Source organism: Pseudoalteromonas sp. GW168-MNA-CIBAN-0100 (assembly GCF_040309225.1).
Lineage (GTDB): Bacteria > Pseudomonadota > Gammaproteobacteria > Enterobacterales > Alteromonadaceae > Pseudoalteromonas > Pseudoalteromonas arctica.
Window position 1 is genome coordinate 1 of record NZ_JBEOOL010000782.1, and the last position, 256, is coordinate 256.

General features: G+C 38.3%; 1 protein-coding gene. It reads right to left on the minus strand.

The genetic code is table 11. The features are described 5' to 3' along the window. A partial coding sequence (locus AAEY62_RS23405; RefSeq protein WP_350636841.1) for a transporter substrate-binding domain-containing protein occupies positions 1 to 256 on the minus strand: 256 nt, incomplete at both ends.

The window sequence follows — 256 nt, forward strand, 5'->3', positions numbered from 1 at the left end:
GTAAGTGAGTGACTACTTTTAGCTATAACCATGAGATTACCAGTTAAATCATCATAGTCGCGTGGTCGCTCTATACCTTGTTTATACACTAGTTTTTGACTAATGGTTCGGTAGGTAGGGCCAAAACGATATTGTTGTGCACGTGTTTTATTATAGGTAAGGCCTGAGGCAATTAAATCAAGATCACCGCTTTGCAGGCGTGCAAACATGTCTGATAAATTAAAAAATGGGACTATTTCAAGCTCTACACCTAAAT